Source organism: Providencia sp. PROV268 (assembly GCF_028477805.1).
In the GTDB taxonomy this organism is placed as follows: domain Bacteria; phylum Pseudomonadota; class Gammaproteobacteria; order Enterobacterales; family Enterobacteriaceae; genus Providencia; species Providencia stuartii.
The window spans coordinates 1-25,102 of the sequence record NZ_JAMPLW010000022.1; the positions used below are offsets into that span (position 1 = coordinate 1).

Consider the following 25,102-nt stretch of genomic DNA (forward strand, 5'->3'; position numbering starts at 1 on the left):
GTGGATATCTAACATAATGTGATGTAAGCGCGCATCAACCTTCTCTGCTTTCCATCCCATACGAGCTGCGTTTTGTGCCATCTCTAAACCGGATGTCGCCACTCCTCCCGCATTCGCGGCCTTACCTGGTGCAAATAAAACACCGGCCTCAAGGAAAAGCTCAGTCGCTGGGATTGTCGTTGGCATATTCGCGCCTTCAGCAACCGCTTTAACACCATTTTTGATCAGCAATTCTGCGGCAGCAGTATCTAATTCGTTTTGTGTCGCACATGGTAGAGCAATATCAACAGGTACACACCAAGGTTGCTGACCTGCTAAGTAGGTTAAGCCAAACTCTTTTGCATAGGCCTCTACACGACCATAATTGTTTTTAATTTCTTCCAAACGCGCTAATTTTTCTGGTGTAAAGCCAGCTTCATCAACAACAGTACCATTTGAGTCGGATGCCGTGACGACCGTTGCGCCAAGCTCCATACATTTTTCAATCGTATACTGCGCAACGTTACCAGAGCCAGATACCGCTACACGCATGCCTTCAAAACCTAAACCATGGCGTTTTAACATCGCATTTGTGAAATAAACTAAACCGTAACCGGTTGCTTCTGGGCGAATTAAGCTTCCCCCGAAAGAGAGTCCCTTACCCGTGAAAACACATGAAGTATCATTCGATAATTTCTTCATCATCCCAGCCATAAAACCAACTTCACGACCACCAACCCCGATATCACCCGCGGGTACGTCAGTATCCGCGCCTAAATGGCGATACAATTCGGTCATCAGTGCTTGGCAAAAGCGCATCACTTCACCATAGCTTTTGCCTTTCGGATCAAAGTCAGAGCCACCCTTGCCACCGCCCATTGGTAAGGTTGTCAGTGCATTTTTTAGTGTCTGTTCAAAGCCTAAGAATTTTAGAATGGAAAGGTTAACTGAAGGGTGGAAACGCATACCGCCTTTAAATGGGCCGATAGCAGAGCTATATTGAACCCGCCAAGCCCTATTCACTTGCACTTTACCTTGGTCATCCACCCAACAAACACGAAACTGAATCACTCTTTCAGGCTCAACAAAACGCTCAAGTAGTGCTTGTTCACGATATTTAGGATTATTTTCTAAGAATGGCCAAAGTGAGGTAAAGACTTCGCGAACAGCCTGGAGGAATTCAGGTTGCTGAGGGTCTCTTTTTTGTACAGACTCCAAGAACGATGATAGTGAATTCATCTATATCTTCCTTTTTAAATTTTTTGTTGTGATATTCCTCACTCTTTCTTGTGATAATTTTTGGGGAAATGTGAGGTTGATTTGCATTTGCCTATTGAATATATCACTAGTTTGTATTCAAGTTTCAAGGTTTTTTTACTCTAATACAAAAAAATTTTTCTTGACCTGACAATAAGTAACTTAATTTAAATTTTTTAAGCCAAAAAAAACGCCTGCATAAGCAAGCGTTTTTAGCGAATAGTTTTTCATTTTTAACTGAATGGATTATTCATCATCGTCATTCAGTGGAACAATCAACATATCAACATGGACAGTATTAATCAACTGGCGAGCTGAAGACATCAACTTGCTCCAAAAATCTTGGTGGTGACCACAGACCACTAAGTCCATATCATATTTTTTGATTGCATCAACCAAGACCTGACCAAGATCACCACTACCGCTCAATGTTTCTTGAATTTCATAACCTGCGCCTGCGGAGAGGTCTTTGAGTGAATTACGAGTTTCATCCGTGATACGCTGTTGCATGTCGCCCAAATTCACATCAATAAGGCCAGTGTAGAGATCTGAGTAGTTCACATCAACATGGATCATGGATACTTTAGCCCCGTAAGGTTTTGCCATAGAGACGGCTTTATCCAGTAATATTTTACTTTCAGGTGATAAATCTACCGCTACGAGAATATGTTTGTACGCCATAAAGTAAACTCCTTCCGAATGCTGATTTTGTGATAAGTTAAGAGCCTATCCTATTCTTAGCCTCTTAACTCACCAATCGCTTATAAATACTATACCTGCATACTATGATAGATAAGTGTCGTTTTGATCACATCTGTGCAGATTAGCCTAGTGAATCTTTCATCACATAACATTTTAGAAAACAATAACATCATCTCTACAATATTAATATATAAACGAGAGTTATGTGTGATATTTTTCAATATAAACAAGCAGTAGCCTATTTCTTAGATAATCATTCTGTTATTACACACTTTTACCCAATATCTCTTTTTTATCAGCTTAAATTCGGATAAAAATCGCTCAAAAATCCTCGGGTTTGCACTTTTTTTAGGCAACTTATTATCCTACAATAAACAATAAGCTAGCTTAACACTGTGTTTGCTTTATTTCCTTTGTAGCAACAGCGCAAGCTGATACCTAAGGAGGTGAGTATGTTCAGTATGGTTGCCTTGTTCTGGGCTTTATGCTTTTTGTGTATCATCAATATGATACGCTACTTTTCTTCCATCCGTGTTTTGCTTTATATCCTACGGGATACCGACCCGTTGCTTTATCAATCTGTCGATGGTAATGGCTTTTTCACAACCCACGGCCAGTTAAACAAACAGCTAAAACTGGTTCGTTATATCAATAGTAAGCAATACCTTGAGCATTTTGACGATGAGGTCATATTACGGTGTGAAAGGATACGCAAACAATTTCTACAAATTAGTCAGCTAAGCATCTTAGTGATTGTTAGCTTAATTTACCTACTTATTTTTGCTTAATAGCAGGGTAAAAAAACAAACTCGATACTCCACGGTTTTCAAGGCAAAAAAATAGTGATGAACTGAGCAGCTCATCACTATTATGTTGTATTCATTCTATCAACAGTTTGTGAAACTGTTCTAGATAATCATCAATGCAATCCAGTACAAACCACCAGATAGACAGATAGAAACAGGCAGTGTTAATAACCATGCCAAAGCAATACTCTTAATTGTCTTGCTCTGAACACCCCCACCGTCAACGACCATGGTTCCCGCAACTGCGGAAGATAATACCTGAGTCGTCGAAACAGGCATCCCTGTGTAGCTCGCAACACCAATTGAAATAGCGGCAGTCACCTGAGCAGAAACACCTTGCGCATATGTCATGCCTTTCTTACCGATTTTCTCACCGATAGTGACAGCAACGCGTTTCCAACCAAACATTGTTCCGAGAGACAGTGCTAAAGCAACTGAAATAATGATCCACAATGGCGCATACTCAACGGTATACAGTAAGTCATTACTCAATTTTTTCAGCAAGCTTGCATCTTGAGAGCTAGTTTCTGGCAGCTTAGCAACCGCATTTGCGGTATCAGAGATACACATTAATAAGCGACGCATATGATTACGTTGCTCTGGTGATAACTCATCGTAGCTTTGTACGCCATTCAACAACTTTTGAGCTTGGCTCAGAACGATAGCCGTACGTGAGCTATCACAATGGAACTCTTCGCCAATTTCATCGGTGCCAGTCACTGCTGGTGTATTTTCAATTGCATGGTTGAGTGCTGGTTTATGTGTCTCATAGTATTGTTGCAAGTGAACAACAGCATCATGCGTTCTTGCGATATCGTAACCGCTTGAATTCATATTGACGACAAAACCGGCTGGCGCAACACCAATCAGTACTAACATGATAAGACCGATGCCTTTCTGACCGTCATTTGCACCATGTGAGAAACTCACGCCAACGGCGGAAAGAATCAGTGCAGTACGGGTCCAGAATGGTGGCTTGCGCTTACCATCTTTTTTCTCACGCTCTGCGGGCGTTAAGTGAATACGGCGACGTTTTTTCGTACCACTCCAGTAACGGCGTAGAACAAATATCATCAAGCCCGCGATCACAAAACCAATAGCAGGAGAAAGGATAAGGGACATGAAAATACTGATCATTTTGGGTATGTTGAGTGCATCCACAACCGATGAATCAGTCACAATTGCATTGGTTAAACCAACACCAATAATCGCCCCGATTAACGTATGAGAACTGGATGCAGGGATACCAAAGTACCAGGTTCCAAGGTTCCAGATAATTGCAGCCAATAGCAATGAAAAGACCATTGCTAGGCCGTGAGCTGAACTCACATTAAGCAAAAGATCTGTCGGCAATAGGTGCACAATTGCATAAGCAACGCTTAACCCCCCGAGCAGAACGCCAAAAAAGTTAAAAACACCCGCCATAACAACCGCGAACTGAGCGCGCATTGCACGGGTATAAATAACTGTCGCTACCGCATTCGCGGTATCATGGAAGCCATTTATAGCCTCATAGAACAGCACAAATAACAGTGCCAGTACTAACAGTAGGCCGGTGTAAAATTCCAAACCTGTAAAAAGATGTAGCATAGACGTTAAGCCATTTTATGTTGGTCATGAACGCGGCGCATTATCAGTGACAAACGCTAGCGGTGGAAGCAAAATCTAACCTTTTTTTGATTTCACTACTGTTGAAAAAAGTACAACATGATTATTATCCTATAATTATCAGCATATTACACAATTTGTTTTTATTCTGATTTTTTTTCTCTTTTTCGTTAGAATTTCACGCAAATCAGAGTAAATTCATCTTTTTTGGCGAATATCGAACGAGCTGCTGATCTTTTAGAAAAACCCTAAAACCAATTTTAGGTCAGCGTCATTGATTAATCACTGACCAAAAAATAAGCCTAAAAGTTCAGCAGACCCTAATTATAATATGTATTCAATACTTTTCATCAGTTGTTACACGATACATGGTATCGCAACGATAAAAGTTTAACGAACTCTAGCCACTCATAAAATTGTAGTGTCTTTTAAAATCAAACAAATAGAGAATTTCTTATTGTGAAAAATTATGACGTCATTATTCTGGGTGCAGGTGCCGCAGGACTTTTTTGTGCATCACTCGCAGGGAAGCGTGGTTTGAATACACTAGTCTTGGATAACGGAAAAAAACTTGGCAGAAAAATCCTCATGTCAGGAGGCGGGCGTTGTAACTTTACCAATATCTATGCCGAACACAGTAATTACCTTTCCGCCAACCCTCACTTTTGTAAGTCAGCACTTGCTCGCTATACACAGTGGGATTTCATTGCGTTGGTTAATAAATATAATATCCCTTACCACGAGAAAACATTAGGCCAATTATTCTGTGACAATAGCGCCCAAGATATTGTTGATATGCTCGAAGAAGAGTGCCGCTTACCCAATATCACCATAAAATTGCGTAGCGAAGTGACTGGCGTTGAAAAAATAGACAACGGTTTTGTGGTAACAGTGAACGGAAATAAAGTGAGTGCACACTCACTTGTTGTCGCAACGGGCGGCCTATCCATGCCCGGACTAGGAGCGACACCTTTTGGTTATCGAATTGCCGAACAGTTCGGTCATCAGATTTTACCAACCCGCGCAGCGTTAGTTCCTTTTACACTGCATAAGCCACTGTTAGAGACGCTACAAGTCCTCTCGGGTGTCTCTGTTGCAGCAACCGTTACCTCCGCCGATGGTACTTTATTTAAAGAAAATATTCTTTTTACTCACCGTGGCCTATCTGGCCCCGCTATTTTACAGATCTCCAATTATTGGAACCCCGGAGAGTTTGTAAGTATTAACTTACTTCCTGAACACTCTCTGACGGATTATTTGGCTGAAGAAAAGCAAACACATCCAAACCAATCCCTTAAAACAACACTCGCCAAATTATTACCAAAACGGTTAGTTGAAGTTTTGCAAACGCTAGGCCAGATACCTGATTGCGCACTCAAACAACTTACCCACCCACAAATTGAGACACTGCATAACAACTTACATCAGTGGCAAATACAACCTAATGGTACTGAAGGCTATCGTACCGCTGAGGTCACTTTAGGTGGCGTTGATACCCGCGAAATTTCATCGAAAACGATGGGCTCACTAAAAACAGAAGGATTATATTTCATCGGTGAGGTTTTGGATGTCACAGGCTGGCTAGGCGGTTATAACTTCCAATGGGCGTGGAGTTCGGCTGCGGCTTGCGCGGAAAATCTGCCGTTACATACAGAGCAATAAACTATTTAAAGGCGTAACCTACGCAAAAAATCATTTAAAGCCACGCAATGGTTTTTGCATAAACATAATTAAACGGGGTAATAGCGAGGCATTCTAACCTCAATAATACCCCTACTTTCCCTATGTATCGTTCAAAAATCTCGCTGAACCTATAAAAAGTTAATCCATTGAAAAATAATGGATATTATTTAATTTGATAGAAATCATATAATTGCGATTTTTATTGTAATTTATACGATTTTGATTAAAAAAAACACTTTACAAACGATAGTGATAACTATTATCATCAAATCACTACCTCGACATCACTGATACAGTCACTGTCTTGGCAGTACGACATTGCTCACATTGCTTCCAGTGTTTAGTTTAGCCAGCCTTGTGCTGGCTACTTTTTTATCTCCTGATCTTGTTCAAACTTTTTGAATTCTATGGTCAATCGTAACGGCTTCTCTCTATTATTAAATTGTTTAAACTGTCATCAACAAATTTAGCACTGTTCCAACATCGGTTGGCGATAGGCTTTTAAGGAGATGACACAATGATCTATTTACGCAAAGCAAATGAACGTGGCCATGCTAATCATGGTTGGCTAGATAGCTGGCATACTTTTTCGTTTGCCAATTATTATGATAAGCAATTTATGGGCTTCTCTGCGCTCCGTGTCATCAACGAAGACGTTATCGACGCAGGGCAAGGCTTTGGTACCCATCCTCATAAAGATATGGAGATCCTCACCTATGTTCTAGAAGGCACCGTTGAACATAAAGACAGCATGGGCAATATGGAGCAGATCCCAGCCGGTGAATTTCAAATAATGAGTGCGGGTACGGGGGTACGTCATTCCGAGTACAATCCTGATGATAAAAACCACCTTCACCTTTATCAAATCTGGATTTTGCCGGAAAAGGCCGGTATCGAGCCACGTTATGAGCAAAAACGTTTTGATTCAAAGGATGGGAAACAGCTGGTGCTATCACCTGATGCGAGAGATGGCTCGCTAAAAGTGTATCAAGACATGACATTGTGGCGTTGGGCGTTATCGAACAATGACACCCAAACCTATGCGATTGCCGACAAACGCGTTGTTTGGATCCAAGTGGTTAAAGGCAACATCGAGGTTAATGGCCAAACTGCCACAACCAGCGATGGCTTAGCGATCTGGCAAGAAGCTAGCCTCACAATGACAGCGAGTGAAGACAGCGAAATTTTACTGTTTGATTTACCTGCAGCTGACTAATAGATGACTGCATGCAGATTTACTCACTCAATAAAAAAACAAAGGCCCTGAATTCAGGGCCTTATAATTATTGGTTCAACAAACCCATTACAGTTTAGGGCCTGCTTTCACTAATGCTGCACCTGCTGGCGTGTCAGTATATTTGTCGAAGTTCTTCACAAAACGATCAGCCAAGTCTTTCGCTTTCTCATCCCATTGTGATTTATCAGCATAGGTATTACGAGGGTCAAGGATATTGGTATCAACGCCCGGTAATGCTGTTGGAACTTCCAAATCAAAGATTGGCAGCTTAATGGTATCTGCTTTTTCGATATCACCACTTAAGATAGCGTCAATAATAGCGCGCGTATCTTTAATAGAAATACGTTTACCAGTACCGTTCCAACCCGTATTCACTAAGTAAGCTTTCGCGCCGGCAGCTTCCATACGCTTAACTAATACTTCAGCATATTGTGTTGGGTGCAGTGATAGGAATGCCGCACCAAAACAGGCAGAGAAGGTTGGTGTTGGTTCAGTGACACCACGCTCAGTACCTGCCAATTTAGCCGTAAAGCCAGATAGGAAATGATACTGTGTTTGCTCTGGCGTCAAACGTGAAACTGGAGGTAACACCCCAAACGCATCTGCCGTTAAGAAAATGACTTTCGTCGCGTGACCCGCTTTAGAGACTGGCTTAACAATGTTTTCGATATGGTAGATTGGGTAAGAAACACGCGTGTTTTCTGTTTTCGAACCATCGTCAAAATCAACGCTACCATCCGCTAGTACCGTGACGTTTTCTAACAGAGCATCACGTTTGATGGCGCCATAGATATCTGGCTCGGCTTCTTTAGAAAGGTGGATAGTTTTTGCATAGCAACCACCTTCAAAGTTAAACACACCATCGTCATCCCAACCGTGCTCATCGTCACCGATTAGCTTACGTTTTGGATCTGTAGACAATGTTGTTTTACCTGTACCAGACAGGCCGAAGAAAATAGCGACATCGCCTTTTTCACCAACGTTAGCAGAACAGTGCATTGATGCGATGCCTTTAAGTGGCAACAGGTAGTTCATCATTGAGAACATACCTTTTTTCATTTCGCCGCCGTACCAAGAACCACCGATTAACTGCATGCGCTCTGTTAGGTTGAAAGCCACAAAGTTTTCTGAGTTCAGACCTTGCTCTTTCCAATTTGGGTTAGTGCATTTTGCACCGTTCATAACGATAAAGTCTGGCTCAAAACCAACCAGTTCTGCGTCAGTTGGGCGAATAAACATGTTTTTAACGAAATGCGCCTGCCATGCCACTTCCGTGATAAAACGCACTTTTAAGCGAGTGTCCGCATTCGCGCCACAGAATGCATCAACGATAAACAAACGTTTACCTGATAGCTGCTCTGTCACTAAATGTTTTAATTCACTCCAAACTTCTTGGGTCATTGGTTTGTTGTCGTTTTTACCTTTGCCCTGATCAGCCCACCAGACAGTATCACGGGTGACATCATCACGCACAATGTACTTATCTTTTGGTGAACGACCAGTAAAAATACCGGTATCAACCGCAACAGCACCTAACGTGGTCACTGTGCCACGCTCATAGCCTTCTAATCCAGGTTTAGTTTCTTCCTTGAATAGCAGTTCATAACTAGGGTTATAGACAACTTCGGCTACATCATGAATGCCATATTGTTCGAGTTCCTTCGGGGTAATACTTTTAGCGCTCATTATTATTGCTCCTGGTAATCATAACTAATCTACAGATGATCATAATTCTTTACGACTAATTAACAGCGATAGCTATCAAAGAATTGAAAATGTATAATTTTTTTTAATTCATTATGAGACTTAGAGCACGTAATAAGCCTTTAAAATTATAAAAAAAGGGTGCAAAATTGCACCCTCGTCACATAATTAGGTTGCTAAATCGTATCAGTGAAGTTGCTGATTTTGCTCATTTTTCAACCCTTGAATATCGGATTCAATAAATACGTAGTGTGAGCCACAATATTCACACTCCATATCAATTTTTCCATCTTTTTGCAATATATCGATAACATCTTCTTCAGGTAAAGTCATTAATGTGCTTTCACAACGCTCCCGTGAGCAAGTGCAACGAAATTCAACGGATTGTGGGTCGTATAGCGTGACATCTTCTTCATGATATAAACGATGTAGCACCTCTTTGACATCCAGCTCACTCAACTCTTCGCCTTTAATGGTCGCGGTCAACTGCACTAAGTGATCAAAGATATCATGGCTACCTTCATCCGCAGCAGGGAGTACTTGCAGTAACATGCCGCCGGCAATCGCTTTACCTTGTGATTCACCAACGCGAATAAACAAGCGCGTTGGTAACTGTTCTGACTGCATAAAGTAAGCATCAATGCACTCTTCTAGCGTTTCACCTTCGATTGCAACAATCCCTTGATAACGCTCCCCTTGATTGGGTGTGATAGTAATGACCATATAGCCATTACCAATCATCTGCTTTAGTGTGCTCCCAGCAACTACGGGGCCATCAACACGTGCAACACCCCGCATTTGTTGTAAGTTATTGCCATTAATAACAGCCAAATTCACTGGGCCATCACCTTGGATTTGTACAGTAATATCACCGTCAAATTTCAATGTTGCGGTAAGCAGGCTGGTAGCAACAAGCAATTCACCTAATAGTCCTTTAACGGCATCTGGGTAGTCATGATTGTTCAGGATCTGCTGAAATGTCTCATCGACAGTGATCATCTCCCCACGTACAGCATGCTGTTCAAAAAGGAAACGGTGGAGTAGGTCTTGTTTAGCCATAATTTCTCTCTATTGCTTATGAGAGGCCTCGTTAAAAACCTCTCACCTTGATTAAAATGTTTTTAAATACGAATAACATCAACGGTTACACGTCATGGGAATTTGTCTGCTTAAATTTTAGCAGGGTTCGACGCTCTTTTTTATCGGGTCGCCGTTCTGGATGCGGCATCGTTAATGCGTTCATCTTCCGAGCTTGGGCCAATTTTTCACGCTGCTCTTGGCTCTCGGGGGTTTCACGATAAAGTAATTGGGCTTCTGGAGCGCCTCTGCGCTGACCACTCACTTCCAATACTTCGACAGTCCGTTCATCATTACCTTGCCTTAGCCTGATTAACGCATTCAGTTCAACAATTTTACCGGGCTTGGTCCTTTGCCCGTTGTAATGAACTTTTCCGCCATCAATCATATCGCGAGCTATCGAGCGTGTTTTGTAAAAACGCGCTGCCCATAACCATTTATCTAGGCGAACTTGTTCTGTAGGTGATTGTTTCATGATGTTATCCTCAGTGCCAATCTTTAAAATGAGGCCTCCATCATTTAGAAACTAACTTTGATTGGAGGGATTGTCTGCCTCAAAGCACTTATCATAATATCGTTTAATATTACGTAATCGCTTTTTATTATTCATGATACGGAATATGACTAAAGTACCATTTAATAACACGCCAATGCCGAGAAAGAGAGTGAATAAGGAACTGATCACATATTGCGACAATACCTTCTCATCCGGTTTGCTATGAAGGGTGATATGTAATGTCCCGTTCGCATCCGTCGACAAATCCGTGATAATACCTTCGACATCAAACGGGGTGTTGATAAGCAAGCCCGCTATCCGTTTAAGCTCCACCCAGCGTTGCAAAGGCGTCATATCATTGAATGTGCTCCCCACGATAAAATCGACGAGCGCTTTATTTTCATCACTGATCAGTAGCACGCCACCCGGTGGAGGGCTATTCAGTTTTGCAGCCTCTTTTTCAACTTCGACTTTGATAAATTCATATGTGGTGACTTCAACTAGCTTTTCCAAGGCCTCGGCACTACCTGCGCGTAATAAAACATGAGCGCCACTTAATTTCCCTGTGGACGCTTTAACAACAAGTGTTCCCCAATCATCGGTGCTGCCTAAATTGGTTAGCGCACTTTTCAGCTTAGAGCAGGCATGTTCTTGGTAACATAACTCGTTGGTTTTCAATATTATTTCAGAGAAATCAAAAATAATATTCATCCCTGATTTCATAATATCACGCTGTAAGCGCGGGTTAACCCCAACACTGTTTTTTTCAGGGTGTAGCTGCTTTTGCACTGTATTAAGTAGCCTAATTGCGCGCTCTATCACTTCAGATTCCGGGTCTGGCGTCAAATTCATATTGTTCCAATACACACCTGAACAATCAAAAGGCGCAAACTGAGCATGATTCGTATCAGACAGATTAGGCGGCCGATAGCACATCCCAACCCCTTTCGCACTTAAGCTATCACCAACTTTTAATTTTCGCGTTTCCAGTTCAGCCACATTCATGACCTTGATCTTTTCAGCGCCCTCAAGCCATGCAAACCCGAGTTTGATGGGTAAGCACATGGATTGGTAGGAAAACATCAAAAATAAAACCAGTAAACCAGTTGCGAGTATCAGGAGATTTTTTTTATATCGCCGATAAGGGTAATAGCGCTCCTCTTCGTGCAATGATAGAAATTGCCCATGCCGCAAAACCTGCCCTGACGGGTACATGTCTATCTGAGTCGCTTTGTTTAACTCATGGTGGATATAAGGTTCCCAATGGGAAGGATAATAGAGATCGATCCCCCCTATAGAGACGGTCGATGATTGCCTTTTATCTAATTCCCCATACAGTTCCCACCGTTTCGGCTGCCCAAAAACGCACTGCACATCTTGTAATTTCTTAGGGAAGACACGTAAGCGAAAGAGAGCCAATAGGCCCGCAACAAAACAGAAAAAGGCTCCGACAAACCCCCATGACTGCAAAAAAGGAATGGCAATTAGTGCTAAATACCCAAGTAAAAAGCTCAAACAAATCAGTAAAGTGCCTAGCCAACCAGAGGAATGATTTAGCCGATGCTCCTCAATAGTTTCTTTGCGAACACGCAATACTTGAACATTAGGTTCTCCTCTTTCATGAATTGCCGCTTCAGGGGTAACAATTTCCTGAATATCATCAGAGGTCCACTCATAATTAAAATCTTTTAACGAGAAATTATTTAGAGAAATAATTAATGGTAGATGGTTAGTTTCAACTAACTCCATCACATTTTTTTGCTGTAAATAAGGTTCAAGCTGGTGGGGAAGTTTAACTTCAATGGTATCAATAAAATAACGCCAACTATTCGCTTGCTCTTGCCGCAAATTAAATCGAGTGACTGAATTACACACCGTTGCGATCACGGCATTTTTCTTCAATTGCCACGGTGTTTGCTCAGCGCTTTGGGAAGGAAAAGGGTTGGTACGTAAGTACTGAGAGATGATTTGATAGTCGTTATCTATCATCTTCCGGTAAGATGGCTCAGCTTGAGAAGGGATCTGATAGACACCAGAATTCCGCCCCCGCCTGAAATACAGAAAGGAAGCCATTATAGTTAGGCTAATTATAAAAATAGCCATTATAATGACGTAAGTAAGCATTTTTTCCCCAGTGAAATAATATCAAGAAAAGCATAGCAATCACGGCGCTATCGCTATATAAGCCAATTCCTATTCTATTTTTAGTTTTTATGTTAATTTACAATATGTTGTAATTAAAAAATTTTATTTATTAATCTGTGCTCTTTTTATACACTTCATATATACATAAAATAATTCAAGTTGTATGTTTGTATACATGCTAAGTACGCCATTTTAATATAAAAACCTAAGAGACGAAGCACTGTACCTTATTATCATACCTCTCACACAACTAGAAGTGCGATAGGTATACTAACAGCATTTTATCAACCCGATAATCTCTATCAATTTTTTTTGATATGGGTCATAGTTAACAACAGTGTAATAGCGACATTGTAGCGTCGCTGATATTTTTATTCACTCACCCTATTCGGGAATTGTTATGACTGAGCTTAAAAAGCCAAAAATCTTGAATATTCAGGATGTTGCTCATTCCAAGTTATTCAGTATCCAATCTGTTGACCTCGAGTTTAGCAACGGCGAAAAACGCATTTATGAAAGGATGCGTCCAGGGAAACGTGAGGCCGTACTCATTGTTCCTATCATCAATGATAGTTTGATCCTAATCCGTGAATACGCTGTCGGTATTGAAGATTACGAATTAGGGTTCCCTAAAGGCGCTATCGATCCCGGTGAAACCCCAATAGAAGCAGCACAACGCGAGTTAAAAGAAGAAATCGGTTTTGGTGCCAATCACATCACACAAGTGGCGAAACTCACCATGTCACCCTCTTACTTCTCTAGTAAGATGAATATTCTCATCGCAAGCGACCTCTACCATGAAAAGCTAGAAGGGGATGAACCAGAGCCTTTACAACAGGTTAGATGGCCAATTGCACGCATGATGGAGTTACTTGAACACCCTGATTTCAATGAAGCGCGTAATATCAGTGCCTTATTCTATCTTGAGCGTTATTTAAAAAAATACAATTAGCGCCATTTTTCCAAATAGATCACCGATTAATTTTTGCGTTAAAAATAAATAGGAAAATCAATACAACGATTTTCCTATTTAACATTTACTCTCTTGTTAGCTCCCCTTTGAACAGGGAGCCAAACACATTAGAACAGTTCTTGGCTCTCGCCGCCCTCTTCAAAGATAGTCGTTCCAACCTCTTGAATAGCATGCTCTTTAGGCTCAGTACCCTCAATAAAATACTCTTTACGAGAATTGCCTAGCTTACCCGTCCGACTATCAATAGAAACAGCAATGATCCCTTTCGGTGGCTTCATCATCGTAACCGGTACACCTTCTAAGATTGACTTCATAAAGTCATCCCATATTGGTTGAGCGCTTTTCGCCCCCGCTTCACCACCGCTGATTGCTGTGCGCCCTAAGGTACGCCTATTATCATCAAAACCAATCCAAGCCGAGGCGACAACATCAGGGCCGTAACCGGAGAACCAAGCATCTTTCGAGCTATTCGTTGTGCCTGTTTTACCACCAATATCACGGCGACCACCTAGATCTCTCGCTGCACGCCAGCCAGTACCTAACCAACCTGGTTCACCATAGATATTCGTCATCATTGCATCCCTAATTAAGAACGCTAAAGGTGTGCTGATAACATGAGGCGCATACATATCTTGAGGTGTCGCTTCTTTTGGTGCCGCAGATGTCACTTCCATCGTTGGCTCTTGCTCCGTTGGTTTATCATCTGATTGAGTAATTTCTTCTGTCGACTCGTCATCAACGCCTTTAAGGGCGATCGTACGCTCCGTATTTCCATAAATCACTGGAATATCAGTACAATCAGGGCAAGCTATTCTTGGATTAGCTTCAAAAAGCACCTCACCCTCTGCATTCTCAATTTTTTGGATATAGTAAGGGTCAATCAGATAACCACCATTCACCATCACCGCATAGCCTCGCACCATCTGCATTGGCGTAAATGATGGCGCACCGAGCGCTAAGGCTTCAGTCCGATTGATATTTTCCGCAGGGAAGCCAAAACGTGTGAGGTAATCGGCTGCATAGTCAACCCCCATCGCTCTCATGGCGCGTACCATAACCACGTTCTTTGATTCACCTAACCCTTGTCTTAAGCGGATAGGGCCTGCATAACGAGGTGGTGAGTTTTTCGGCCGCCAATCTGACCCTGCTCCCGCATCCCAACGACTGATAGGAACATCATTTAACAGTGATGCCAACGTCAAACCTTTATCCATCGCTGCTGTATACAAGAAAGGTTTGATATTCGAGCCAACTTGGCGTAATGACTGAGTGACGCGGTTAAACTCACTCATATTAAAGTCAAAGCCACCCACTAAGGCGATAATCGCACCATTATTTGGGTTCAATGCCACAAAAGCCCCGTTAACTTCAGGAACCTGTCCCAGCCACCAAATATCTTTTACTTTGCGGATCCAAACTTGCTCACCTGCTTTCATCACCGCATTCACTTTACTTGGCATGGCACCTTGCTGGGTATCGGAAATAAATTTACGCGCCCAACGCACACCCGCTAAAGTGATTTTCTCTGTTGAGCCATCGGCCAATTGCACCGTCGCTTCGCTGTCCGTTGAGGAAAGGAAAACAGCAGGTAATAATGGCCCATAAACAGGGGATTTTTTAAGTTTTTCGATAATTTTTTCTGTCGTCCAGGCAGGCTCTCCTGCTGTCCACAACACGTCTGCTGGCCCGCGATAACCATGACGGACATCATAATCAATTAAATTATTGCGTACCGCATCAGTGGCTGCGAGTTGGTCTTTGCGAATAACCGTTGTGTAGACTTTGTAACCGTCAGTATAAGCATCTTCACCATGTTGCTCATACAATGTTTGGCGTGCCATTTCGGCGAGGTAGGGTGCTGAGAAATCAATTTTCGGTGCGTGATAAGACGCTTCAATTCGCTCATTTTTTGCCTGTTCATATTCCGCTTGGGTGATGTATTTTTCTTCTAGCATACGCCCAAGCACCACATTACGACGGCTAATCGCTTTTTCATAAGAGAATAAAGGGTTTGATGTCGAAGGTGCTTTTGGTAAACCCGCAATCATCGCCATTTCACTGAGCGTTAATTCATTAACCGTTTTACCAAAATACACATACGCGGCTGCGCCAACCCCATATGCACGGTTACCAAGGTAAATTTTATTGAGATACAGTTCCATGATCTCATTTTTGGTGAATAACTGCTCAATTCTCACCGCAAGAAAGACCTCTTTTACCTTACGCATTATGGTTCTTTCTGGGCTTAAGTAAAAGTTTCTGGCTAATTGCTGGGTGATTGTACTCGCCCCTTGGGAAGCACGACCCGAAGATGCCATTACCGTAACGGCACGGAAAATACCCACAGGGTCGATACCATGATGCTCATAAAAACGGCTATCTTCCGTTGCAATAAAGGCCTTGATCATCAGGGGTGGGATATCAGCTAATGGCAGCGGAATACGGCGTTTTTCACCATATTGTGCAATTAATTCACCATCAGCACTGAAGATTTGCATCGGCGTTTGTAGGCGGATGTCTTTCATTGTTGCGACGTCAGGTAACTCATTTTCGACATATTTGTACATGCCAAAAATCGAAGCGGTTCCCAAAAAAATGCAACAAATAACAATAATAAAAAAATATTTTACGAACTTCACCGGATAATTCCCATACTCAACAGACAGGAGGGTTTAGATATAGCTGGCGCGTAGTATAAAGCTTATACAGCTCAATAGAAATCGTAATTTATTTGTTGATGATAAGGAAATTATCTATGTATTCACAAAAATGGAACATCGGAATAGACCTTTGCCAAGCCTCAATTCAACTTGTTGCCACAAAACAAAACCGCAAACGGCGGTACTTATGCGAGTGTTGGCAACATAATATTCCAAACGAAATCACCAGCCAATCTGAACATGATAGATACGAGATGCTACTGAAAATTTTAATACAATGGCGTCGGAAATTACCTAAAAATTGTCAGGTCTCAATGGCATTTTCTGCTCTGAGAACATTAAAACAGCAAGTGACTTTACCTGAACAAGTGACTTTAAAGCAACCTGAGCTAGGTTGGTACTTACAAAGCTGCGCCGAAAAATTGTTTCCACTAAGTTCAGAAGATTTGGTGATCGATTATCGTGTGATAGACAATCGAGCCTACCTAAACGGGGTACGTAAGTCAGAGATCGTGTTTTGGCAAAATTTATTACATGACAGTGGCTTCTTGTTAACCGCAATTGATGTCGCCCCTTGTGTCTTACGTTACATTGCACGCTATGCTGGGTTACCCGATGAGAGTTGGCTAATACATTATCGCCAAGGGGAGTGGCTATGGACTGGCCCCGTCAGTCAACCTGCAACTTATAATCAAATCCAAGAAAATGACATCACCACACTTCCACAAATTATCGCTCTACTCAATGAAAACAATGGGCCACTAAAATTGCCTCTCTATTATATCGGCGATCACCATAAGTCTCAGGCAGTACATTCATGGAGCCTATTGCAAGCCTTTCATAACCATACCGTTAGGCTCCCTCACCAACTCGGTGATTTTGTGGTTGCAACAGGTTTAGCGTTACGCGATAAGGATCGTGACCATGTATCAAGTTAATTTTTTACCTTGGCGGCAACAGCGTATTACTCGCAATAAACGGCGGTGTTTCGCGCTATTTATTCTGCAAAGTTGTCTAGTCGCGATCGTGGTTATCTACAGTTCTTCACAACAGCAGTTCGAACAAACACAGTGGCAGATCACCAAAATGCAACTCGAACAACATGTCGCGCAAAAGCAGCAACAGATAAAGGTGATTAACGAAAAACAAGCCAAGCTCGCTGAATGGCAAACGCACCGACAACACCTTAATCGGCAAGCACAAAGTAACCGAACTCGGTTAAATCTTCTTTATAAGCTACCTGAACTTACACCGCAAAAAAGCTGGCTCGCGAAGGTCTCACTCACTGGTAATAACCTAGAAATAGCTGCTGTTAGCTATGATTTTCACGATATTAGCCAATTGATCACTCGCTTAGAAAGCAACCCGTTATTGCATCAAGTACAACTCATAAAAATGGGGAAAACTCGTCAGGTTAACTACTTGCATGTAAGTGCACACTATCAGGAGGAGACGAATGAATGATAATGCCTCTGGGTTTTGGTATCGCCCTTTTTGGCAACAAACTATTCCTCTTTGGGTTGCTACGATTGCTATCTTACTGGCTTACACCTTTTTTTATTGGCAGGAAGTGGAGTCTCAACTGACTGAACTTAAAAATAAAACTCAGCATATCGCCTCTCAATCACAACAATATACGCAGGCACTAACACAACTTCCTTCACTCCATCAACTTGAGCAACAAATGGTGGCTCTGGAGCAAGAATTAACATTATCAAAACAAAACGCAACACAATTTGTGGCTCATATACAACACATGGTTACCCAAACAAAGGTCGTACTTAACCGTTTACAACCCTCGCCGGCTGTAGCGGCCAATGAGCAGCGTTATCAGGTTGAAGTTCAAGGTGATTACCCGCAAATTTACCGCTTCATCCATGCCATTATCACGCCCGCATCATACCAAACAGGTCTCATTTCTGAGGTACGTTTTTCGCCTCGTAATGGCGAGTTAACAGCCACATTCACCCTCTCATTTATCAAGGATGATATTAATGAACAATAAACTGTTTTTAGCTGTAATCATTGTTTTTACTATTCCCTTAAACGTGATCGCTCAAGAGATGCGCGACCCCTTCATCCCTCTGCCTTTAGATGAAACTCACCAAAAGCTCGCCTCTCCCTCACCAACTCCCTCTCATCAACCCGTCGAGAATCCATTCATCGAAAAAATCTTTAAACTCACATCCATAAGTGCAACAGATGCCCTCGAACAGTTAAAACACCCTGAAAATGCTTTATTATCGAGCCAAGCTACCGCCATCAGCCACTTTGCAACAAATAGTTTAGTGATAAAAGAGACAAAAACCCGCTTACAGCTGATTGAAGAGTGGTTAAAGCAACTTGATGTTCCTAAACAGCAAGTCCAAATTACCGCACACATTATCAGCAGCAGCCGGACAGCCCTGCAAGAGTTAGGCTTGGAGTGGGGAATGTTATCGGGTAGCCCCAATAATAGCCGCTACCAGCGTTATAACCGCTATGACTCTTCATCAGGTCAGTTTAATTTACTTCGGCTGGGCGAAGGGCTGTTAGAACTTAAACTTAATGCTTTAGAAAAAGAAAATTTGCTCTCTATTATCGCAAGCCCTCGTTTGATGGCTTCACACAAACACCCTGCCAGTATTCAGCAAGGGTCTGAAATCCCCTATGTCACTAGCACAGAAAAGAAAACACACGTTCAGTTTAAAGATGCGGTATTAGGAATGGAGGTCACGCCAACTCTCTCACGCGGAGATCACGTTGAGCTACTATTGAAAATCAGTCATAACTCCCCTGATAAAGCGATTACCACCAGTGATGAACACTATTTAGCGATCAATAAGCAAGAAATCGCTACCTCTGTCACGATACGCAACAATGAAACATTGATACTCGGCGGCATTTTTCAACAGAAGCAAGAAAAAACAGAAACAGGCCTACCTTTTCTTTCCAACATTCCCCTTTTGGGAAAGTTATTTACCAATACAGGTGAACATATTGACCGTAGAGTTCTTGTGGTTTTTATCACACCAAAGCTGATCAATATTTAGATAAAAAAATAATATTGATACTTCAAGTAGTTGAATGAATATAAAGGAAATGTGAGCAGAGAAAATTATTTTTTATGCCATAAACTTACCGGATAAATTTGACGCTGACGTCGTTTTAGCATACAAGGTTACCCATTGAGTGTTCTAACTATCAGTAGATTAAAGAACAAGCTATCAGCCGCTTATAAAATAGCCGCAATCAATTTGCTCTATAAATTAACACGTTCCTCTGCTTTTATATGCAGTGGCAATACTGTTAAAACTCATGTTGAACAAAACGTTAGGCAAAATAGACGGCATAATAAAAGAAACCAGTAACACAAATGTGGCACTTTGTTCGCTCAGTGCCACATTTATATAGTTGCAATTCAGGTTGATGTATTGAGATAATTTTCTTATCTGATCTCACTTATCACTCATGAGGTTTCAGTTTAGGTCCCGTCGCTAATTCGATTGGCGGGGCGGGTTATCATTAACGAATAATCGTAGTAATACCAAAAAACATGGCAGAGAAACGCAATATCTTTCTGGTTGGACCGATGGGTGCCGGCAAAAGCACTATTGGTCGTCAATTGGCTCAACAGCTTAATATGGAGTTTTTCGACTCTGATCACGAGATTGAAAAACGTACAGGTGCAGATGTAGGCTGGGTCTTTGACCTAGAAGGCGAGGAAGGCTTCCGCGAGCGCGAAGAAAAAATCATCAATGAGCTTACCGAAAAACAAGGCATCGTACTGGCAACGGGTGGCGGTTCAGTAAAATCGAAAGAAACTCGCAATCGCCTATCTGCTCGTGGTGTTGTTGTGTATCTCGAAACCACTATCGAGAAACAGTTGTCTCGAACTCAACGTGATAAAAAACGGCCACTATTACAAGTGGATGAACCGGCTCGTGAAGTTCTTGAAAAATTGGCATCTGAACGCAACCCGATGTATGAAGAAATTGCTGATATCACCATTCATACTGATGAGCAAAGTGCCAAAGTTGTCGCAAGCCAAATCATTGAGCTGTTAGAAAAAAACTAACTTAACATTACTCATGGCAACAAGGTAAAGCAAGATGGAAAAAGTCACTGTTACTCTGGATGAACGCAGTTATCCAATCACAATTGCTCCGGGTCTTTATAACCAACCAGATGCTTTTTGGCCACTCAAAGCGGGTCAACGAGCTATGTTGGTGACCAACGAGACACTTGCGCCTATCTATCTTGAGAAAGTGACGCGTGCTCTTGAAGCAGCAGGGATAACAGTAGATTCAATCATTTTACCGGATGGGGAACAGTATAAATCCTTGTTCATTATGAACGATGTTTTCACTGCCTTACTCGAAAAACGCCATAATCGCGATACCACCCTCATAGCACTTGGTGGGGGTGTTATCGGTGACCTAACAGGTTTCGCCGCAGCAAGTTATCAACGTGGGGTTCGTTTTATCCAAGTACCAACCACCTTGTTATCACAAGTAGATTCATCCGTAGGCGGCAAAACCGCGGTAAACCATCCATTAGGCAAAAATATGATCGGGGCATTTTATCAGCCCGCCTCTGTCATCATCGACCTTGATTGCTTAAAAACGTTACCGAAAAGAGAACTTTCATCTGGTCTTGCTGAGGTCATCAAGTATGGCATCATCCTTGATGGGGAGTTTTTCAGCTGGCTAGAAGCGAATATCGACGCTCTAATGGCTCTTGATAATCAAGCCATGGCTTACTGCATCCGTCGCTGCTGTGAATTAAAAGCACAGGTCGTCGCGGCTGATGAGAAAGAGACTAGCGGCTTAAGGGCGCTACTTAACCTTGGCCATACTTTTGGTCATGCTATTGAAGCCCATATGGGCTATGGCGTTTGGCTGCACGGTGAAGCCGTTGCAGCAGGTATGGTGATGGCGGCTAAAACGGCAGAACGCATAGGCACATTCACCGCACACCAAACTCAGCGAATTATCGCCTTGTTAGAACGCGCTGAGCTACCTGTGACGGGTCCTGAGCAAATGAAACCGGATGACTATTTACCTCATATGATGCGGGATAAAAAGGTCATGGGCGGGAAACTCCATCTTATCTTACCTACCACAATCGGCCATGCAGAAATGCGCTCAGATATTGAAACACAAACAGTACGAGATGCGATATCGTCCTGTTTACCCGAAACCTAAGCCATCTTGTGTGATTATCAGCCAGAAACAGATAAAACCATCCAGACAATTTGAGGTTTTAAAATGTTTCTGGCAGATATGTCTTAAAATCGTTAAATTATAAGCTATGCCTAAAGTTTCAGGTTACAACACACTCTCAAACACTTAGACTTTTAGACATGCAATATCATATGTCGTATTAATCATATGAAGACGATATGACAAGTATAAGACTATCCTTTGCAACATCGCGGGTATACACTATTTACTCGTGAAGAGGCCGTAATGAAAAGAGAAATTTTATCTCGATTACAAGGTGATATTTATTCGGGAGGGCAAAATGGACGAATTTAAACCAGATAATCAGCCTAATACACAAAATGATCTACGGCCAGATACATCCGACCGACCGGCAGGTCGTAGCCGTCCATCATCAACAGCAAAACCTAAACTCACGATATCTCGCCAACATATTATGATTGGTGTAGGTGTTTTGGTGCTGTTATTACTGATTATCGCCATTAGCTCAGCCTTAAAAGCTCCAACTGAGCATGAAAAGCAGCAAACTGATACAACGGCAAACGAGCGTAATATCGATTTGTCTAGCTCTTCATCGCTTAGCAATAATCAAAGCCCATCAGGCCAGGCACAAGAGATAAACGTACCGCCTGTGAACCCAGTACCTACCCAAGGTACTCAACAGCAACAAACAAATAATTATGGTGAACGGATTGAAATCCCGGGTGATGTTGTCGATGCTCTAAACCAAGGTCAATCACTCAACCAAGGCACGGCGAATACGCCGGCACAAAATATTGCACCGCCTCCTGTGACACAAACGCCACCGGCCCAAAAGCCACAAACGGTGCCTGCAAAACCAGAGAGGACGCAAACAAAGCCTGTTGAAACTAAACAACCGGCTCAACCTAAGCAGCCAGCAAAAACAACCACGGCGAACCAAAATCAAAGTGGTAACTTAATGTCAGCGCCTGCGAGTAACTACACATTACAATTAAGCAGTGCAAGCCGTTCTGATACACTAGAAGCTTTCGCTAAACAACATAAACTCAATAACTATAAAGTTTATAAAACAATCCGTAATGGGCAAACTTGGTATGTTCTGATCCACGGCAACTATCGCTCCGTCAATGAAGCTAAAAGCGCTATTGCGACTTTACCAGCCGAAATTCAAGCGAAAAAACCATGGGTTAGAAATATGAAGCAAGTTCAACAGGATCAGAAATAACAACGTTTTATAGCGGGCGCATTATGCTGTCCTGACAGAGTACCCAATACTACTCTAAACGTTTGTAACAATAAGACGGCATGAAAAAAACACGCGCTTTTTTGAAATGGGCCGGCGGCAAATACCCTCTAGTGGAAGATATCAAAAAACATCTTCCACAGGGTGATTGCTTGATCGAGCCCTTTGTAGGAGCAGGTTCTGTTTTCCTAAATACCAGCTACGATGCTTATGTCCTAGCTGATATCAACAGCGACCTCATTAACCTCTACAATACCGTAAAATACCGTACAGACTCTTTCATCGGAGAAGTACGCGAGATCTTTACGCCTGAATTTAATACCGCCGAGCAGTATTACATTAAACGTCAAGAATTTAACCAATCTACAGACCCTATCAAACGTAGCGTATTATTTTTATATCTAAATCGCCACTGCTACAACGGGCTATGTCGTTATAATTCACGCGGCGAATTTAATGTGCCTTTTGGTCGTTATAAAAAGCCCTACTTTCCAGAAGAAGAACTACTGTGGTTTGCCGATAAAGCGCAAAAAGCGACCTTTGTGACCCAAGATTATGAAAGTACGCTGCTATCTGCGGAATCAGGCTCGGTCGTTTATTGTGACCCTCCGTATGCTCCGCTTTCCGAAACAGCGAACTTTACGGCCTATCACACCAATGCCTTTAGCGCTCAAGAACAACAAAATCTTGCGCGATTAGCCCATTATTTGTCTTCAGATCGCAAAATTCCGGTTCTGATTTCAAATCATGACACGCCAGCAACAAGAGAGTGGTATCATCAAGCTAAATTACACATTGTCAAAGTGCGTCGAACAATCAGTCGAAACATACTTAATCGCGCGAAAGTCAATGAGTTGTTGGCACTATATAACGGGGAGCCTGCGCTAAAACTCCCCAAAAACGCTGATAAGAAAAACATCAAGCGCCTCTCGTCTGGCGTGGAATGACTCTCAGGTGACGTTTAAATAATCGGAGACAATAATGAAAGATTTTCTCATTGCCCCATCTATTTTATCTGCAGATTTTGCCCGTTTAGGCGAAGATACCGCAAAAGTACTAGCCGCTGGCGCGGATATCGTGCATTTTGACGTTATGGACAACCACTATGTTCCTAACCTCACGTTCGGTGCACCGATTTGTAAAGCCCTACGCGACTACGGAATTACTGCGCCAATCGATGTCCACTTGATGGTTAAACCTGTCGACAGAATTATCCCTGACTTTGCAAAAGCAGGCGCAAATCATATCAGCTTCCACGTTGAAGCCAGCGAACATGTCGATAGAACACTACAGTTAATCAAAGAACATGGCTGTACTGCTGGCCTCGTTTTCAACCCAGCAACACCATTGAGCCACCTAGAGTATGTGATGGATAAAGTCGATATGATCCTACTCATGTCGGTAAACCCAGGCTTTGGTGGTCAATCCTTTATTCCACATACGCTGACTAAATTGCGCCAAGTCCGTAAAATGATCGATGAAAGTGGCTATGATATTCGTTTAGAAATCGATGGCGGTGTTAAAGTTGATAATATTGCCGAAATTGCCGCTGCTGGTGCCGACACCTTTGTTGCAGGATCTGCAATTTTTGGTCAGCCTGATTACAAAACCGTCATTGATCAAATGCGTAAGGAATTACAAAAGGTATCTCAATGACACAACCGAGTTTAGAAAACATCAAAGCAATTGCCTTTGATTTAGATGGTACTCTCGTTGACAGTGCCGGTGGATTAGCTGAAGCGCTAGATAACGCATTAAAAGAACAAGGTTTTCCACCAGCAGGGAAAGAGCGTGTTTCAATTTGGGTAGGTAACGGTGCCGATGTCATGATTGAACGCGCATTAACATGGGCGGGAGCAACCATCACTCCCGAGCTTCACCAAGCGACCCGTGACAGTTTTGATAAATTCTATGCCACCGCTGTGACAACGGGCAGCGAACTATTTCCAGAAGTCAAAGAGACGTTAGAAAAGCTCGCATTCCATAACATCCCTATGGCCATAGTGACCAATAAACCCACACCTTTTATCGCGCCATTACTGAAAAAATTAGCCATTGATCGCTATTTTTCGTTAGTGCTTGGCGGCGATGATGTGAAAGAGAAAAAGCCACACCCAGCGCCACTGTATCTCACCATGGGCAAGCTTGGTTTACGTAAAGAGGAATTGCTTTTTGTCGGTGATTCCCGTAATGATATTATTGCGGCAAAAAGCGCACAATGCCCTAGCGTTGGCCTAACTTACGGTTATAACTATGGTGAATCAATCGCTCTGAGTGAGCCTGACTGTGTATTAACACACTTTTCAGATATCCTGCCTACCATCGGTTTATCTGACACAAAATAAT

Annotated in this window: 22 protein-coding genes; 14 read left to right on the top strand and 8 right to left on the bottom strand. The window is 42.3% G+C overall.

Annotated elements, in window-relative coordinates; all coding sequences use genetic code 11:
- Together gdhA and uspA are read right to left on the bottom strand one after the other, a co-directional pair.
- Positions 1–1,218 (bottom strand): NADP-specific glutamate dehydrogenase (gene gdhA, locus PR699_RS15450; RefSeq protein ID WP_272526408.1); only part of this gene is annotated, 1,218 nt, incomplete at its 3' end.
- A 264-nt stretch (positions 1,219–1,482) separates the two neighbouring features.
- Positions 1,483–1,917, bottom strand: coding sequence for a universal stress protein UspA (gene uspA, locus PR699_RS15455; protein ID WP_004916030.1), 435 nt, complete (start codon positions 1,915–1,917; stop codon positions 1,483–1,485).
- Between the two features lie 473 nt (positions 1,918–2,390).
- On the opposite strand from uspA, the gene uspB reads away from it, so the two are divergent.
- Entirely contained in the window at positions 2,391–2,726 is a 336-nt protein-coding gene (gene uspB, locus PR699_RS15460; protein WP_004916033.1) for a universal stress protein UspB, read from the top strand.
- A gap of 120 nt (positions 2,727–2,846) precedes the next feature.
- Here uspB and pitA read toward each other — a convergent pair whose 3' ends face one another.
- On the bottom strand, positions 2,847–4,334 hold the full coding sequence (gene pitA, locus PR699_RS15465) for an inorganic phosphate transporter PitA (RefSeq protein WP_014657117.1): 1,488 nt from the start codon (positions 4,332–4,334) through the stop codon (positions 2,847–2,849).
- Positions 4,335–4,811: 477 nt separating this feature from the next.
- Between pitA and PR699_RS15470 the strand changes: the two genes are divergently transcribed.
- Positions 4,812–6,014, top strand: coding sequence for an NAD(P)/FAD-dependent oxidoreductase (locus tag PR699_RS15470; RefSeq protein ID WP_004916038.1), 1,203 nt, complete (start codon positions 4,812–4,814; stop codon positions 6,012–6,014).
- Positions 6,015–6,552: 538 nt separating this feature from the next.
- Entirely contained in the window at positions 6,553–7,251 is a 699-nt protein-coding gene (locus PR699_RS15475) for a pirin family protein (protein ID WP_272514113.1), read from the top strand.
- Positions 7,252–7,338: 87 nt separating this feature from the next.
- Here PR699_RS15475 and pckA read toward each other — a convergent pair whose 3' ends face one another.
- The 4 genes from pckA to PR699_RS15495 form a co-directional block, all read right to left on the bottom strand.
- Positions 7,339–8,958: a phosphoenolpyruvate carboxykinase (ATP) gene (pckA, locus tag PR699_RS15480; protein ID WP_004916041.1), complete on the bottom strand. Its 1,620-nt coding sequence runs from the start codon at positions 8,956–8,958 to the stop codon at positions 7,339–7,341.
- Between the two features lie 204 nt (positions 8,959–9,162).
- The gene (gene hslO, locus PR699_RS15485) at positions 9,163–10,035 is read right to left on the bottom strand and encodes an Hsp33 family molecular chaperone HslO (protein ID WP_004916045.1); all 873 of its coding nucleotides are present in this window, start codon (positions 10,033–10,035) and stop codon (positions 9,163–9,165) included.
- Between the two features lie 85 nt (positions 10,036–10,120).
- Positions 10,121–10,528: a ribosome-associated heat shock protein Hsp15 gene (gene hslR, locus PR699_RS15490; RefSeq protein ID WP_004916047.1), complete on the bottom strand. Its 408-nt coding sequence runs from the start codon at positions 10,526–10,528 to the stop codon at positions 10,121–10,123.
- A gap of 51 nt (positions 10,529–10,579) precedes the next feature.
- Positions 10,580–12,673, bottom strand: coding sequence for an IgaA/UmoB family intracellular growth attenuator (locus tag PR699_RS15495; protein ID WP_004916096.1), 2,094 nt, complete (start codon positions 12,671–12,673; stop codon positions 10,580–10,582).
- 421 nt (positions 12,674–13,094) lie between these two features.
- Between PR699_RS15495 and nudE the strand changes: the two genes are divergently transcribed.
- The gene (gene nudE, locus PR699_RS15500; RefSeq protein WP_004916049.1) at positions 13,095–13,646 is read left to right on the top strand and encodes an ADP compounds hydrolase NudE; all 552 of its coding nucleotides are present in this window, start codon (positions 13,095–13,097) and stop codon (positions 13,644–13,646) included.
- Between the two features lie 128 nt (positions 13,647–13,774).
- Here nudE and mrcA read toward each other — a convergent pair whose 3' ends face one another.
- On the bottom strand, positions 13,775–16,306 hold the full coding sequence (gene mrcA / locus PR699_RS15505) for a peptidoglycan glycosyltransferase/peptidoglycan DD-transpeptidase MrcA (RefSeq protein ID WP_272577857.1): 2,532 nt from the start codon (positions 16,304–16,306) through the stop codon (positions 13,775–13,777).
- Positions 16,307–16,422: 116 nt separating this feature from the next.
- On the opposite strand from mrcA, the gene pilM reads away from it, so the two are divergent.
- From pilM to PR699_RS15555, 10 genes are all read left to right on the top strand, one after another.
- Positions 16,423–17,265 (top strand): pilus assembly protein PilM, encoded by an 843-nt coding sequence (gene pilM, locus PR699_RS15510; RefSeq protein ID WP_014657122.1) that lies wholly within the window; start codon positions 16,423–16,425, stop codon positions 17,263–17,265.
- A complete protein-coding gene (locus PR699_RS15515; RefSeq protein ID WP_004916052.1) occupies positions 17,252–17,791 on the top strand; it encodes a PilN domain-containing protein in 540 nt (179 codons plus the stop codon). Before pilM ends, PR699_RS15515 begins: the two co-directional genes overlap by 14 nt.
- The gene (locus tag PR699_RS15520) at positions 17,784–18,332 is read left to right on the top strand and encodes a hypothetical protein (RefSeq protein WP_014657123.1); all 549 of its coding nucleotides are present in this window, start codon (positions 17,784–17,786) and stop codon (positions 18,330–18,332) included. The genes PR699_RS15515 and PR699_RS15520 overlap by 8 nt, the downstream gene beginning before the upstream one ends.
- Entirely contained in the window at positions 18,322–19,359 is a 1,038-nt protein-coding gene (locus PR699_RS15525) for a secretin N-terminal domain-containing protein (protein ID WP_014657124.1), read from the top strand. Before PR699_RS15520 ends, PR699_RS15525 begins: the two co-directional genes overlap by 11 nt.
- Positions 19,360–19,862: 503 nt before the next feature.
- The gene (aroK, locus tag PR699_RS15530) at positions 19,863–20,384 is read left to right on the top strand and encodes a shikimate kinase AroK (protein ID WP_004916057.1); all 522 of its coding nucleotides are present in this window, start codon (positions 19,863–19,865) and stop codon (positions 20,382–20,384) included.
- 34 nt (positions 20,385–20,418) lie between these two features.
- Positions 20,419–21,513, top strand: a complete 1,095-nt coding sequence (aroB, locus tag PR699_RS15535; RefSeq protein WP_014657125.1) for a 3-dehydroquinate synthase — start codon at positions 20,419–20,421, stop codon at positions 21,511–21,513.
- A gap of 319 nt (positions 21,514–21,832) precedes the next feature.
- Positions 21,833–22,738: an SPOR domain-containing protein gene (locus tag PR699_RS15540; protein WP_014657126.1), complete on the top strand. Its 906-nt coding sequence runs from the start codon at positions 21,833–21,835 to the stop codon at positions 22,736–22,738.
- Positions 22,739–22,818: 80 nt separating this feature from the next.
- Positions 22,819–23,703 (top strand): adenine-specific DNA-methyltransferase, encoded by an 885-nt coding sequence (gene dam, locus PR699_RS15545; protein WP_004916061.1) that lies wholly within the window; start codon positions 22,819–22,821, stop codon positions 23,701–23,703.
- Positions 23,704–23,737: 34 nt separating this feature from the next.
- Positions 23,738–24,412, top strand: coding sequence for a ribulose-phosphate 3-epimerase (gene rpe / locus PR699_RS15550; RefSeq protein WP_004916064.1), 675 nt, complete (start codon positions 23,738–23,740; stop codon positions 24,410–24,412).
- Complete coding sequence (locus PR699_RS15555) at positions 24,409–25,101, top strand: phosphoglycolate phosphatase (RefSeq protein ID WP_004916066.1); 693 nt, start codon at positions 24,409–24,411, stop codon at positions 25,099–25,101. Before rpe ends, PR699_RS15555 begins: the two co-directional genes overlap by 4 nt.
- Position 25,102: the final 1 nt, after the last annotated feature.

Excerpts from the sequence above, each read along its gene's own strand:
- PR699_RS15495 (WP_004916096.1), bottom strand. The coding sequence starts at position 12,673 with ATGCTTACTTACGTCATTATAATGGCTATTTTTATAATTAGCCTAACT.
- PR699_RS15515 (WP_004916052.1), top strand. The coding sequence starts at position 17,252 with ATGTATCAAGTTAATTTTTTACCTTGGCGGCAACAGCGTATTACTCGC.
- pilM (WP_014657122.1), top strand. The coding sequence starts at position 16,423 with ATGTATTCACAAAAATGGAACATCGGAATAGACCTTTGCCAAGCCTCA.
- PR699_RS15555 (WP_004916066.1), top strand. The coding sequence starts at position 24,409 with ATGACACAACCGAGTTTAGAAAACATCAAAGCAATTGCCTTTGATTTA.
- hslR (WP_004916047.1), bottom strand. The coding sequence starts at position 10,528 with ATGAAACAATCACCTACAGAACAAGTTCGCCTAGATAAATGGTTATGG.
- PR699_RS15475 (WP_272514113.1), top strand. The coding sequence starts at position 6,553 with ATGATCTATTTACGCAAAGCAAATGAACGTGGCCATGCTAATCATGGT.
- hslO (WP_004916045.1), bottom strand. The coding sequence starts at position 10,035 with ATGGCTAAACAAGACCTACTCCACCGTTTCCTTTTTGAACAGCATGCT.
- nudE (WP_004916049.1), top strand. The coding sequence starts at position 13,095 with ATGACTGAGCTTAAAAAGCCAAAAATCTTGAATATTCAGGATGTTGCT.
- uspA (WP_004916030.1), bottom strand. The coding sequence starts at position 1,917 with ATGGCGTACAAACATATTCTCGTAGCGGTAGATTTATCACCTGAAAGT.
- uspB (WP_004916033.1), top strand. The coding sequence starts at position 2,391 with ATGTTCAGTATGGTTGCCTTGTTCTGGGCTTTATGCTTTTTGTGTATC.
- PR699_RS15525 (WP_014657124.1), top strand. The coding sequence starts at position 18,322 with ATGAACAATAAACTGTTTTTAGCTGTAATCATTGTTTTTACTATTCCC.
- dam (WP_004916061.1), top strand. The coding sequence starts at position 22,819 with ATGAAAAAAACACGCGCTTTTTTGAAATGGGCCGGCGGCAAATACCCT.
- aroK (WP_004916057.1), top strand. The coding sequence starts at position 19,863 with ATGGCAGAGAAACGCAATATCTTTCTGGTTGGACCGATGGGTGCCGGC.
- pckA (WP_004916041.1), bottom strand. The coding sequence starts at position 8,958 with ATGAGCGCTAAAAGTATTACCCCGAAGGAACTCGAACAATATGGCATT.
- rpe (WP_004916064.1), top strand. The coding sequence starts at position 23,738 with ATGAAAGATTTTCTCATTGCCCCATCTATTTTATCTGCAGATTTTGCC.
- aroB (WP_014657125.1), top strand. The coding sequence starts at position 20,419 with ATGGAAAAAGTCACTGTTACTCTGGATGAACGCAGTTATCCAATCACA.
- PR699_RS15540 (WP_014657126.1), top strand. The coding sequence starts at position 21,833 with ATGGACGAATTTAAACCAGATAATCAGCCTAATACACAAAATGATCTA.
- pitA (WP_014657117.1), bottom strand. The coding sequence starts at position 4,334 with ATGCTACATCTTTTTACAGGTTTGGAATTTTACACCGGCCTACTGTTA.
- PR699_RS15520 (WP_014657123.1), top strand. The coding sequence starts at position 17,784 with ATGAATGATAATGCCTCTGGGTTTTGGTATCGCCCTTTTTGGCAACAA.